The sequence below is a fragment of the Streptomyces sp. NPDC096323 genome (assembly GCF_040302845.1).
Lineage (GTDB): Bacteria > Actinomycetota > Actinomycetes > Streptomycetales > Streptomycetaceae > Streptomyces.
Genome location: NZ_JBEOSI010000009.1, coordinates 369675 through 382304 on the forward strand (window position 1 = coordinate 369675; position 12630 = coordinate 382304).

The following is a 12630-nucleotide window of genomic DNA, read 5'->3' on the forward strand; positions in this document are numbered from 1 at the left end:
GGTGCGGATCTATCACTTCAAGAAGTCCGGTACGTCCAGCTCTTCGGCCTGGGAGTCCTGGTAGGGACGGGCCGGCGGGACGTGCGGCGGGGCGGCCGGCGGGAGGTGGCTCTCGTGCGCCACCGGAACCGGATCGGCCTGTACCGGGGGCTCCTCGCGCGGGGGCACGGAACCCAGTCCGCTCGTCTGGCGCACGGGCTCGGCGGCCCGGACCGGCGGAGCCGGCTCCTCGCGCTTGGTGGAGCTCGCACCCAGGACGTTCTCCCGGCGGGCCGGCGGCTGTCCGCCGTCGAAGCCCGCCGCGATCACGGTGACCCGGACCTCGTCGCCCAGCGCGTCGTCGATGACCGCACCGAAGATGATGTTCGCCTCGGGGTGTGCCGCCTCGCTCACCAGCTGGGCGGCCTCGTTGATCTCGAAGAGACCGAGGTCGCTGCCGCCGGAGATGGAGAGCAGGACACCGCGGGCGCCGTCGATGGACGCCTCCAGGAGCGGCGAGGAGATCGCCATCTCCGCCGCGGCCACCGCGCGGTCGTCGCCGCGGGCCGAGCCGATGCCCATGAGCGCCGATCCGGCCTCGGACATGACCGACTTGACGTCGGCGAAGTCGAGGTTGATCAGGCCCGGGGTGGTGATGAGGTCGGTGATGCCCTGGACGCCCGAGAGCAGTACCTGGTCGGCCGACTTGAACGCGTCGAGCACGCTGACCTGGCGGTCCGAGATGGACAGCAGTCGGTCGTTGGGAATGACGATGAGGGTGTCGACCTCTTCGCGGAGTTCGGCGATGCCGTCCTCCGCCTGGTTCGCGCGACGCCGGCCCTCGAAGGTGAACGGGCGGGTGACCACACCGATCGTCAGGGCGCCGAGCGAGCGCGCGATATTGGCGACGACGGGTGCGCCACCTGTGCCGGTGCCGCCGCCTTCTCCTGCGGTGACGAAGACCATGTCGGCCCCCTTGAGGACCTCCTCGATCTCTTCACGGTGGTCCTCTGCCGCCTTACGACCGACGGCCGGGTTCGCCCCGGCGCCGAGGCCGCGGGTGAGTTCACGGCCGACGTCGAGCTTGACGTCGGCGTCGCTCATCAACAGGGCTTGCGCATCCGTGTTGATCGCGATGAACTCGACGCCCTTGAGACCGACCTCGATCATTCGGTTGATGGCATTGACACCACCGCCGCCGACACCGATGACCTTGATGACTGCGAGGTAGTTCTGCGGTGCTGCCACGTCGAAGGCCTCTCGCCTCGAGTTACGTGTCGTCGCTTGGCGGTAGTCCCGCCGCGACGACGGATGCCGATTGGGACGGTCCGAACGCCGACCCAAACCCTAACCTTGAAGTTTAGGGTTACCAGTGTGTCTGCTTCATGGACTCTTCCGAACAGGACACTAAGTCGACAAGTGGCGCACGTTCAACGAACACGCCGAACCTCCCGTTTTTCTTTTCACCCTATGTGATCACCCGTAGCGCTGACCAACCAGGGTGCTGGCCAGGCCAAATGCGCGTCAACTACTCGACACGGCGGGAGCGGTGGGCGCGCTCACGTCGAAGTGTCCCGCTTTGGGAGAGGCTTTCATGAGAGCGGTGAGGACTCTCGCCTTCACCACACCCTCTTCGCTGCTCCCCCAGATCACCGTGCGGTCCCCGGTGAGGGCCAGGGAGACCGCATCGTACGAGACGACCCGCACGACCCGTGTCTGCCCGGCGACCCCCTCCGGGAGGTCGCCCGCCACCCGGACCGCTTCCCGCACCAGCCTGTCGCTGCCGAACCTCCGCTTGCTCGCGGACTGTCCCGGCGCCAGTTCCAGCAGGGGCACACGGACGGGGGCTTTGTCCACCGTGGCGAAGCGCACGCCTTCGGCGTCCACTTCGGTGAACTTCGCACCCTTCCTCATCAGCAGGACCGGCTGCCGTTCGGTCACCTTAAGTCCGATGCCGTGGGGCCATGACCGTACGACATCCACCGAGTCGATACGAGGCAACTTCTGGCGCAACCTCGCGGCGACGGCGTCCGTGTCGACGGAGATCAGCGGGGCGCCCATCGGCACCGCCGCCGCGGCCTCCACCTCGGCCGGTGTCAGTACGTCGACGCCGGTGATCCGGACCTGTTCGGTGCGGAGCCAGGAGGAGCCGTAGAGCGCCCAGACTGCGCCTGAGCCGAGCAGCAGCACGGCCGCGGCGATCACGATCAGGAGAGTGCGCCGGGACATCCGGCGGCCCTCCGCACGCGGGCGCGGCGGGCTGTCCCGGGTGTCCTTCTGCTGCCCTGTGCCGCGCTGGGCGGTCGTCGGTCCGGCCACGCTCGCTCCTTATGCCGGGTCCGGGGGCGCCGCCCCCGGACCCGGCCGCCTCACGCGCCTCGGCGTGCGGCGATCGCCTCGTACACCATGCCGACCAGCAGATCGTCGGCGTCCCGGCGGCCGAACTCGGCGGCGGCGCGGGACATTTCGTACAGCCGGTGCGGATCCGCCAGCACCGGGAGGACATTGCCCTGCACCCACTCGGGGGTGAGCGCCGCGTCGTCCACCAGCAGTCCGCCGCCGGCGTTGACCACCGGCTGGGCGTTGAGCCGCTGTTCGCCGTTGCCGATCGGCAACGGGACGTAGGCGGCGGGCAGCCCGACGGCGGAGAGTTCGGCGACGGTCATCGCGCCCGCGCGGCAGAGCATCATGTCGGCCGCGGCGTACGCGAGATCCATCCGGTCCACGTACGGTACCGGGATGTAGGGCGGCATCCCGGGCATGTTGTCGACGCGCGGCATTTCGTTCTTCGGGCCGACCACGTGAAGGATCTGGATCCCGGAGCGCTGGAGCAGCGGTGCGACGCGCTGGACCACCTCGTTGAGGTGGCGGGCGCCCTGCGAGCCGCCGGAGACCAGCAGCGTCGGCAGGTTGGGGTCGAGCCCGAAGGCGGCTCGCGCCTCGGGGCGGACCCGGGCCCGGTCCAGGGTGGCGATGGTGCGGCGCAGCGGGATGCCGATGTAGCGGGCGCCGCGCAGCTTGCTGTCGGGCGTGGAGACGGCGACCCCGTGCGCGTACCGCGAACCGATCTTGTTGGCCAGGCCCGGCCGGGCGTTGGCCTCGTGCACCACGATCGGGACTCCGGCGCGCTTGGCGGCCAGGTAGCCGGGCAGCGCCACGTAGCCGCCGAAGCCGACCACGCAGTCGGCCTTGGTGCGCTCCAGGATCTGCTCGGCGGCCTTGATGGTGCCGCGCAGCCTGCCCGGGACGGTGATGAGTTCGGGGGTGGGCTTGCGCGGCAGCGGTACGGCCGGGATCAGGGCGAGTTCGTACCCCCGCTCGGGTACGAGCCTGGTCTCGAGTCCGCGCTCCGTGCCGAGAGCGGTGATTCCCACGCTCGGGTCCTGCCTGCGCAGTGCGTCCGCGAGGGCAAGCGCGGGCTCGATGTGGCCGGCGGTCCCCCCACCGGCGAGTACGACATGCACCGAAATTCACCGCTCTCCGGACGGACGCTTCTTGACGCGCCGTCTCATCGTCTTCCATCTCACCCCGGGCCTCCGCATGGCCAGGGCAGCCTTCGCGGCGGGATCCGCTCGCGCGAACGCGATCAGCAGCCCGACGGCGAACATGGTCGGCAGCAGGGCCGACCCCCCGTAGGAGAACAGCGGGAGCGGGACACCGGCGATCGGCAGCAGACCGAGCACCGCACCGATGTTGATCACGGCCTGGGCCGTGATCCAGGTGGTCACACCTCCCGCTGCGTACCTCACGAAGGGGTCCTCCGTGCGTCCGGCCACGCGGATACCCGCATAGCCTAGGGCCGCGAAGAGGGCGAGTACCGACAGCGTCCCCGCCAACCCCAGTTCCTCCCCGGTGATGGCGAAGATGAAGTCCGTGTGTGGTTCGGGTAGTTGGCCCCATTTTTCCACACTCGCGCCAAGCCCGGATCCGAACCATCCGCCGGACGCCAGGGCGTAGATGCCGTGCACCGCTTGCCAGCACGAGCCGCCGGGGCCCGGCTCGCTGGCCCCCATGCAGTCGAGCCGGGACATCCGGTTGGGACTGGTCTTGATCAGCAGGAAGGCGATCAGGCCGGCGGAGGCGAGCACTCCGGCGAACAGCCGGGTCGGCGCCCCTGCCAGCCAGAGCAGTCCGAACAGGATGGCCGTGAGAATGATCGCAGTGCCCATGTCACCGCCGAGCATGATCAGCCCGAGCAGCATGAAGGCGACCGGGACCAGGGGCACCAGCATGTGCTTCCACTGGGTCAGCAGCCGTTTGTCCTGTTTGCGGGCGAGCAGGTCGGCCCCCCACAGGACGAGGGCCAGCTTGCCGAACTCACTGGGCTGGAGCTGGAAGGGGCCGCCCAGGTAGAGCCAGTTGCGGTTGCCGTTGACCGACATCCCTATCCCCGGCACCTGGACCAGGACCATCAGGAAGACGGCGCCCATCAGCAGGGGGTAGGACAGGGCCCGGTGCAGTTTGACGGGCATCCGGGCGGCGGCCGCCATCAGCCCGGCCCCGATGACTGCGGCGAGGAACTGCTTGCGGAAGAAGTACGTTCCGGGCTTGCCGAGCTCCAGCGCCTTGATCATCGAGGCGGAGTAGACCATCACCAGGCCGAGCACGGTGATGAGCAGTCCGGCGCCCAGAATCAGGTAGTACGCGGTCAGCGGGCGGTCCCACGCCCGGCGCGCCTGCTCGTACAGCCGCCGCGCCCCGCCGCCCCGGGGAGAGCGGGGGCCACCGGAGGTCCTGGAGCGGGCCACAGCGGGCCGTGGGGCGCCGGCGGGGGGCCGCACGCGCAGGGCGAGGCCGGCGGGCAGCGGTGCGCCTCCTGCCGCGAGGAGGGGCGGATGGAGCGCCCGGCTGATCGCCGAGGTCGCCCGTGAGCGGTCCCTGCCGCGTGCGGCAGAGCTCTCTTCGGCCGGCATGGTCCCTGTCCCCTCCACTGCTCGTGCCCGGGGCTGCTGTGCCGGGGGCCCCCGGCCGGTACCCGCCCGGGTGCTCCGGGACGGTACGGCGCGGGGGCCGGGCCCGTCAGGCGTTCTCGGCGGCCAGCGTGCGGACGGCGTCCGCGAAGGCCTCGCCCCGCTTGTTGTAATTGACGAACATGTCCATCGAGGCGCAGGCCGGGGCCATCAGTACGGTGTCTCCCGGCCGGGCGAGCCGTGCCGCCTCGCGGACCGCCTCGGACATCGCCCCAGTGTCGGTCCGGTCGAGGTCGGTCACCGGGACCTCGGGCGCGTGTCGCGCGAGGGCTTCGCGGATGAGCGCCCGGTCGGCGCCCATCAGCACGACGCCCCGCAGGCGCCCCGCGCACCCGGTCACCAGCTCGTCGAAGGTGGCTCCCTTGGCGAGTCCTCCGGCGATCCAGACGATCGGGTCGTAGGCGGCCAGGGAGGCCTCGGCGGCGTGGGTGTTGGTGGCCTTGGAGTCGTCGATGTACGCCACCCCCGCGACGTCCGCGACGTGCTCGATGCGGTGCGGGTCGGGCCGGAAGGCCCGCAGCCCGTCGCGCACGGCGGCGGGCTCCACGCCGAAGGCGCGGGCCAGCGCGGCGGCCGCCAGGGCGTTGGCGATGTTGTGCGGGGCGGGCGGGTTCACGTCCGCGACCTCGGCGAGCTCCTGGGCCTGCTTCTGCCGGTTCGTCACGAAGGCGCGGTCGACGAGGATGCCGTCGACGACCCCGAGCTGGGAGGGCCCGGGAGTGCCGAGGGTGAAGCCGATCGCCCGGCAGCCCTCCTCGACGTCCGCCTCGCGCACCAGGTCCTCGGTGGCGGGGTCCGCCACGTTGTAGACGCAGGCGACGGTGTTGCCCTCGTAGATCCGGCCCTTGTCGGCCGCGTACGCCTCCATGGAGCCGTGCCAGTCGAGGTGGTCGGGAGCCAGGTTGAGGACGGCCGCGGAGTGGGCGCGCAGCGACGGCGACCAGTGCAGCTGGTAGCTGGAGAGCTCGACGGCCAGGACGTCGTACGTCTCCTCGCCGAGGACCGCGTCCAGGAGCGAGACGCCGATGTTGCCGACGGCGGCGGTGCGCAGTCCGGCGGCCTCCAGGATCGAGGCGAGCATGCGTACGGTCGTGGTCTTGCCGTTGGTACCGGTGACCGCGAGCCAGGGCGCGGCACCGGGTCCGCGCAGCCGCCAGGCGAGTTCGACGTCGCCCCAGACGGGGACGCCCGCCTCGGCGGCTGCGGCGAAGAGCGGCTTGTCCGGCTTCCAGCCGGGGGCGGTGACGATGAGCTCGGTGGACTTCGGCAGGGTGGCCCCGTCGCCGAGGCGCACGGTGATGCCCTGCGCCTCCAGCTCCGCGGCCTGGCCGCGGGAGCGCTCGTCGTCCCCGTCGTTGACGACGGTGACGACGGCGCCGAGGCCGTGCAGCACCCGGGCGGCCGGGATCCCGGAGACCCCGAGTCCGGCGACCGTGACGTGCTTGCCCTGCCAGTCCACGTTGCTCACTTCTTGGCTGCCCATCCTGCGTAGAAGAGGCCGAGGCCGACGATCACGCACATGCCCTGGATGATCCAGAAGCGGACCACGACAAGGACTTCGGACCACCCCTTGAGTTCGAAGTGGTGCTGGAGTGGTGCCATCCGGAAGACGCGCTTGCCGGTCATCTTGAACGAGCCGACCTGGATGACGACGGACATCGTGATCATCACGAAGAGGCCGCCGAGCACCGCCATCAGGAACTCGGTGCGGGAGCAGATCGCGAGGCCCGCGAGCGCGCCGCCGAGGGCCAGCGAACCGGTGTCACCCATGAAGATCTTGGCGGGCGAGGTGTTCCACCACAGGAAGCCGAAGCAGGAGCCCATGAGCGCGGAGGCCACGACCGCGAGGTCGAGTGGATCTCGTACCTCGAAGCAGGCGCTCGGGTTGGTGAGGGTGGCCGCGTTGGCGCAGGACTCCTGGAACTGCCAGAGCCCGATGAAGGTGTACGCGCCGAAGACCATCACGGACGCGCCGGTGGCCAGGCCGTCCAGACCGTCCGTCAGGTTCACGCCGTTGGACATGGCGAGAATCATGAACAGGGCCCAGAGCACGAACAGCACCGGGCCGATCGACCAGCCGAAGTCCTCGACGAACGAGAGCTTGGTGGAGGCGGGGGTGTTGCCGCGGGCGTCGGCGAACTGGAGGGAGAGCACCGCGAAGGCGATGCCGACGATCAGCTGGCCGGCCATCTTGGCCTTGGCCCGCAAACCCAGCGAACGCTGCTTGACGATCTTGATGTAGTCGTCGAGGAAGCCGACGAGCCCCATGCCGGCCATCAGGAAGAGCACCAGCACACCGGAGAAGCGCATGTCCTCGCCGGTGATCACCTTGGCCAGGACGTACGCGATGATCGTCGCCAGGATGAAGGCGATGCCGCCCATGGTGGGCGTGCCCTTCTTCGATCCGTGGCTGCGCGGGCCGTCGTCGCGGATGAACTGCCCGTATCCCTTGCGGGCCAGGAGCTTGATCAGCAGCGGGGTACCGACCAGGGTCAGGAAGAGCCCGATGGCCCCCGCGAAGAGGATCTGCCTCATCGGCCGGCGACCTCGCCCTCGGACGCGTTCTCCAGCAGCGCGCTGACGACCTGTTCCAGGCCTACCGACCGGGACGCCTTCACCAGCACGACGTCTCCCGGGCGCAGTTCACTGCGCAACAGGTCGACGGCAGCCTGTGCGTCGGACACATGCACCGACTCCTCACCCCACGAACCCTCGTTGTATGCGCCCAGTTGCAGCCAGGAGGCTTCTCTCCCCCCGACCGCGACGAGCTTGCTGACGTTGAGCCGGACGACAAGCCGTCCGACCGCGTCGTGCTCGGTGAGCGAGGCGTCGCCGAGCTCGGCCATCTGGCCGAGCACCGCCCACGTACGACGCCCCTTCCCCATGGCGGCCAGCGCGCGCAGCGCGGCCTTCATGGATTCGGGGTTGGCGTTGTAGGCGTCATTGACGAACGTCACGCCGTCCGGACGCTCGGTGACCTCCATGCGCCAGCGGGAGAGGGTGCCCGACTCGGAGAGCGCCACGGCGATCTCGTCTGCGGACAGGCCCAGCTCATGGGCGACGGCGGCCGCGGCGAGCGCGTTCGACACGTGGTGCTCACCGTACAGGCGCATGGTCACATCACTGCACCCGGTGGGTGTGTGAAGCCTGAACGCGGGGCGGCCGTCCTCGGTGAGGCGGACGTTCTCGCCCCGTACGTCCGCATCCGCGGCTTCGCCGAAGAGCAGCACCCGGGCCTTGGTCCGGGAGGTCATGGCACGCACGAGCGGGTCGTCGGCGTTGAGCACGGCGAGGCCGTCCTCGGGGAGGGACTCGACCATCTCGCCCTTGGCCTGGGCGATCTGCTCCTTGCCGCCGAACTCGCCGATGTGGGCGCTGCCGACGTTGAGGACGAGGCCGATCCGCGGCGGGACGAGCCCGGTGAGGTAGCGGATGTCGCCGATGTAGCGGGCGCCCATTTCGAGGACCAGGTGCTGGGTCTCCTCCGTGGCGCGCAGCGCGGTGAGCGGCAGACCGATCTCGTTGTTGAGGTTGCCGGCCGGGTACACGGTCGGGCCCTTGCGCTCCAGGAGCTGGGCGATCAGGTCCTTGGTGGAGGTCTTGCCGGCGGATCCGGTGAGGGCGACGACGGTGGTGCCGAGCCGTCCGACGACGGCGCGGGCGAGCGCGCCGAGCGCCGCCACCACGTCGTCGACGACGATCGCGGGAACGCCGACGGGGCGGGCGGCCAGCACGACGGCCGCACCCGCCTCGACGGCGCGCCGCGCGTAGTCGTGGCCGTCGACCCGCTCACCGGCGAACGCGACGAAGAGGCTGCCTTGCTTCACCTCCCGGGAGTCGATGACGACGGGCCCGCTGACGGTTACGGCCGGATCCGGTATGTCGTACGACTGCCCGCCGACGATTTCGGTGATCTCGGCGAGGGAAAGGGCGATCACTTGGTCATCCCTGACTGTTGTTCTCGTGGGTGCGCGCACGGTGGGTGGAGTCCTCGTGGCCCAGGGACCGCTCGATGGCCGCGCGCAGGACCACCCGGTCGTCGAAGGGGCGCACCACTCCGTGGACGTCCTGGCCCTGTTCGTGGCCCTTGCCGGCGATGAGCACGGTGTCGCCGGGTCCGGCGCGGCCGACGGCGGCCGCGATGGCGGCGGCCCGGTCGGCGTCGACCAGGACGTCACCGCGTTCGTGCACGGGCACTTCGGCGGCGCCCGCGAGCATGGCGGCGAGGATGCCGAGGGGGTCCTCGGAGCGGGGGTTGTCGGAGGTCAGTACGGCGGTGTCGGCGAGCCGTGCCGCGGCGGCGCCCATCGGGCCGCGTTTGGTGGTGTCGCGGTCGCCGCCGCAGCCGAGGACGATGTGCAGTCTGCCCTCGGTGACCTTCTGCAGGGAGCGCAGCACCGACTCGACGGCGTCGGTCTTGTGCGCGTAGTCGACGAGCGCGAGATACGGCTGTCCCGCGTCGACCCGTTCCAGCCGGCCGGGCACTCCGGGCACGGCGGCGACGCCGTCGGCCGCGGTCTGCGGGTCGATCCCGGCGACGGCGAGGGTGACGATCGCGGCGAGGGTGTTGGCGACGTTGAACGGGCCGGGCAGCGGGGCCCGTGCCGTGGCCCGCTCGCCCTTGGGTCCGACGACGGTGAAGGTGGAGCCGAGCTGGCCCACCTCGACGTCCTCGGCCCGCCAGTCGGCGTCCGGGTGGCCCTCGGCGGAGAAGGTGGTGACGGGCACGGATGCCTCGGTGACCAGCCTGCGGCCGTACTCGTCGTCGTAGTTGAGGACGCCCAGCCTGCTGCGCTGCGGGGTGAACAGCCGCGCCTTGGCCTGGAAGTAGTCCTCCATGTCCGAGTGGAACTCCATGTGTTCCGGGCTGAGGTTGTTGAACACGGCGACGTCGAAGACGCAGCCGTCGACCCGGCCGAGGACCAGGGCGTGGCTGGAGACCTCCATCGTGACCGCGTCCACGCCGCGTTCGCGCATGACGGCGAACAGGGCCTGCAGATCGGTCGCTTCGGGGGTGGTCCGCTCGGACTTGATGCGTTCGTCGCCGATCCGCATCTCCACGGTGCCGATGAGGCCCGTGGTGCGTCCGGCGCCGCGGAAGCCGCCCTCGACGAGGTAGGCGGTGGTGGTCTTGCCGGAGGTGCCGGTGATGCCGATCTGGAGCAGGCCGGTGCCGGGGTGGCCGTAGATCTCGGCGGCGAGTTCGCCCATCCGGCCGCGCGGATCCTCGGTGACCAGCACCGGAAGGCCGGTGGCCGCGGCGCGTTCGGCGCCCGCCGGGTCGGTGAGGATGGCGGTCGCGCCGAGACCGGCGGCCTGGGCGGTGAAGTCGGCACCGTGCAGCCGGGCACCCGGCAGCGCCGCGTACACGTCGCCGGGGCGTACCGCCCGGGAGTCGTGGGTGATGCCGGTGACTTCGCCGTTGCCCGGCGGTTCGACTCCCAGCCGGGCTGCCAGCGTGACCAGGGAGGTCGGCCGCAGCCGATCCGGGCGGGGCGCTCCCGGGTAGTTCACAGGGGCGTCCTTCGGGGTGGTTCGGGACTGTTCAGCGTGGGGCACGGCGGTGAGCGTACCGGGCGCACCCGGCCTCTCGCGAAGTGAGGGGCTGGGGGTGCGGTGGTTCCCGTTCCGGTTCCCCGGATCGGGGGTGATGGTTGTCACTGAGGGTCTCCCCGAGTTCACTCGCCGGGTTCGAAGGACACCGGCAGCCGGGCAGGCTCGCTGCCGGAGGGCGCGGTCTGCAGTGTCTTCAGCGCGAATTCCATGACTTGTTTGTAGATGGGCCCGCAGATCTGGCCGCCGAAGTAGAGGCCCTTGGTGGGGTTCTGGATGGCGCAGTAGACGGTGATCTGGGGGTTGTCGGCGGGGGCGAAGCCGGCGAAGGAGGCGGTGTAGCCGTGGTAGCCGCCGCGTACCGGATCGACTCGGTTGGCCGTGCCGGTCTTGCCCGCGACCCGGTAGCCGGGGATCTGGGCCTTCGTTCCGGTGCCCTCGCGGTCGTCGACGACCGACTCGAGCATGGTGGCGAGCGTCTTGGCGGTCTTCTCGCTGACCACCCTCCTCTGCGCGGGCGCCGGGGCGGGGGTGAAGCGGCCGTCGGCGCCCTTGGTGCCGCGGACGAGGGTGGGTTCGATCCGGACGCCGCCGTTGGCGATCGTCGAGTAGATCGAGGCGGCCTGCATGGCGTTGAGCGAGAGGCCCTGGCCGAACGGGATCGTGTACTGCTGCGAGGTCGACCAGTCCTGCGGCTTGGCGAGGATGCCCGCGGTCTCACCCGGGTAGCCGAGTCCGGTCGGTGAGCCGATGCCGAATTTGCGGAGGTAGCTGTGGAGCACCTGGTTGGCCTGGGCCTGGGTCCTGCCGAGCTGGCCGGTGGCCAGGATGGTGCCGATGTTGCTCGACTTGGCGAGTACGCCGTTGAGCGTGAGGTACCAGGTCTTGTGGTCGATGTCGTCCTTGAAGAGCCGGTCGCCCCGGTGCAGGCGGTTGGGAACCGTGACGTGGGTGCCGGGCGTGGCGACCCCCTCCTCCAGCACGGCGGCCATCGACATGACCTTGCTGGTGGAACCGGGCTCGTACACGTCCTGGAGCGCCGCGTTGCCCAGCGCGGCGGCGTCGGCCTGCGAGAGGTCGTTGGGGTCGAAGCCCGGCGCGTTGGCCATGGCGAGGACCTCACCGGTGCGGGTGTTCTGCACGATGACGTAGCCGCGGTCGGCCTTGGACTTCGCGACCTGGTCCGAGATGGCCTTCTGGGCCGCCCACTGGATGTCGCGGTCGATGGTCAGCTCGATGTCGGAGCCGGCGACGGCGGGGACCTCCTTGGTGCCCGCGGTGGGGACCCGGCGGCCGCCGGACTGGGCGTACTTGATCGTGCCGTCCTCGCCGGCGAGCTCCTTGTCCAGCTGCGATTCGAGGCCGCCCGCGCCCTCGCCCTCGGCGTTGACGTAGCCCAGTATCCCGGCGGCGAGGCCGCCGTTGGGGTAGACGCGCTTGGTGGTCGGCTCCTGGAAGACCCCGGCCAGCACATTGGCCCCCGGCCCGCCGGCCGCCTTGTCCTTCGCGGCCTTCTCGGCGAAGACGGACTTGAGGTCCTTGATCTGCGTCCAGACCTGCGGGGTCTGCCTGCGCGCCAGCACCGCGTACCGGCTCTTCGGCTTCGACAGCTTCTTGGTCAGCCCGGCCGCGTCGACGCCGAGGATGGGCGCGAGGAGGGCTGCGGCCTGCTGGGGCGCGTCGGGTGCCTTGCTGTCCTCGGGGGTGAACATCTTGGGGTCGGCGGTGATGTCGTACGCGTCGACGCTGGTGGCCAGCGCGATGCCGCCGCGGTCGGTGATCTCGCCGCGCTCGGCGGCGACGGTGTAGCTGAGGTAGCGGTTCTTCTCGGCCTTGGCCGCGTACGCGTTGGCGTCGACGGCCTGCACCTGGAGGAGCCGGACGACGAACGCGATCATGACCAGGGTCAGGGCCAGGCTGACGAGCCGCAGCCGCGGCCGCGGACTGCCGAGGCGCAGGGGCCGGCGGGAGCGGCCGCGGGGGGTCCGTCCGCGCGGCGCCGCTGACGAGGGCCGTCGTCGCTGTTCGGGGCGGGCGGCGGGCCGGGGGCGGCCGGCGCGGGCCGCGGCGTTTCGCGGTCGGGCGGGGCCGGGTACCCGGCGGCGCGGTGGTTCCTGGGAGGGCACTG

Annotated in this window: 9 protein-coding genes; all 9 read right to left on the minus strand. The window is 70.8% G+C overall.

Features of this window, described 5'->3' with window-relative positions:
• Positions 1-12: 12 nt before the first annotated feature.
• Positions 13-1227: a cell division protein FtsZ gene (ftsZ, locus tag ABTX18_RS26015; RefSeq protein ID WP_352125151.1), complete on the minus strand. Its 1215-nt coding sequence runs from the start codon at positions 1225-1227 to the stop codon at positions 13-15.
• A 276-nt stretch (positions 1228-1503) separates the two neighbouring features.
• Positions 1504-2298: a cell division protein FtsQ/DivIB gene (locus ABTX18_RS26020; protein ID WP_352125152.1), complete on the minus strand. Its 795-nt coding sequence runs from the start codon at positions 2296-2298 to the stop codon at positions 1504-1506.
• 50 nt (positions 2299-2348) lie between these two features.
• Complete coding sequence (gene murG, locus ABTX18_RS26025; protein ID WP_250970255.1) at positions 2349-3443, minus strand: undecaprenyldiphospho-muramoylpentapeptide beta-N-acetylglucosaminyltransferase; 1095 nt, start codon at positions 3441-3443, stop codon at positions 2349-2351.
• A 6-nt stretch (positions 3444-3449) separates the two neighbouring features.
• Positions 3450-4892, minus strand: coding sequence for a putative lipid II flippase FtsW (gene ftsW, locus ABTX18_RS26030; protein WP_352125153.1), 1443 nt, complete (start codon positions 4890-4892; stop codon positions 3450-3452).
• A 106-nt stretch (positions 4893-4998) separates the two neighbouring features.
• A complete protein-coding gene (gene murD, locus ABTX18_RS26035; protein ID WP_352125154.1) occupies positions 4999-6432 on the minus strand; it encodes a UDP-N-acetylmuramoyl-L-alanine--D-glutamate ligase in 1434 nt (477 codons plus the stop codon).
• On the minus strand, positions 6414-7484 hold the full coding sequence (mraY, locus tag ABTX18_RS26040; protein ID WP_148017737.1) for a phospho-N-acetylmuramoyl-pentapeptide-transferase: 1071 nt from the start codon (positions 7482-7484) through the stop codon (positions 6414-6416). Before mraY ends, murD begins: the two co-directional genes overlap by 19 nt.
• Positions 7481-8887, minus strand: a complete 1407-nt coding sequence (locus tag ABTX18_RS26045; protein ID WP_352125155.1) for a UDP-N-acetylmuramoyl-tripeptide--D-alanyl-D-alanine ligase — start codon at positions 8885-8887, stop codon at positions 7481-7483. The genes mraY and ABTX18_RS26045 overlap by 4 nt, the downstream gene beginning before the upstream one ends.
• Positions 8888-8891: 4 nt before the next feature.
• Complete coding sequence (locus ABTX18_RS26050; protein ID WP_352125156.1) at positions 8892-10610, minus strand: UDP-N-acetylmuramoyl-L-alanyl-D-glutamate--2,6-diaminopimelate ligase; 1719 nt, start codon at positions 10608-10610, stop codon at positions 8892-8894.
• Positions 10611-10627: 17 nt separating this feature from the next.
• Positions 10628-12628, minus strand: coding sequence for a peptidoglycan D,D-transpeptidase FtsI family protein (locus ABTX18_RS26055; protein ID WP_352125157.1), 2001 nt, complete (start codon positions 12626-12628; stop codon positions 10628-10630).
• Positions 12629-12630 lie beyond the last annotated feature (2 nt).

Coding starts and splice junctions, on each gene's coding strand:
- ftsW (WP_352125153.1), bottom strand. CDS start 4,892: ATGCCGGCCGAAGAGAGCTCTGCCGCACGCGGCAGGGACCGCTCACGG.
- murD (WP_352125154.1), bottom strand. CDS start 6,432: ATGGGCAGCCAAGAAGTGAGCAACGTGGACTGGCAGGGCAAGCACGTC.
- mraY (WP_148017737.1), bottom strand. CDS start 7,484: ATGAGGCAGATCCTCTTCGCGGGGGCCATCGGGCTCTTCCTGACCCTG.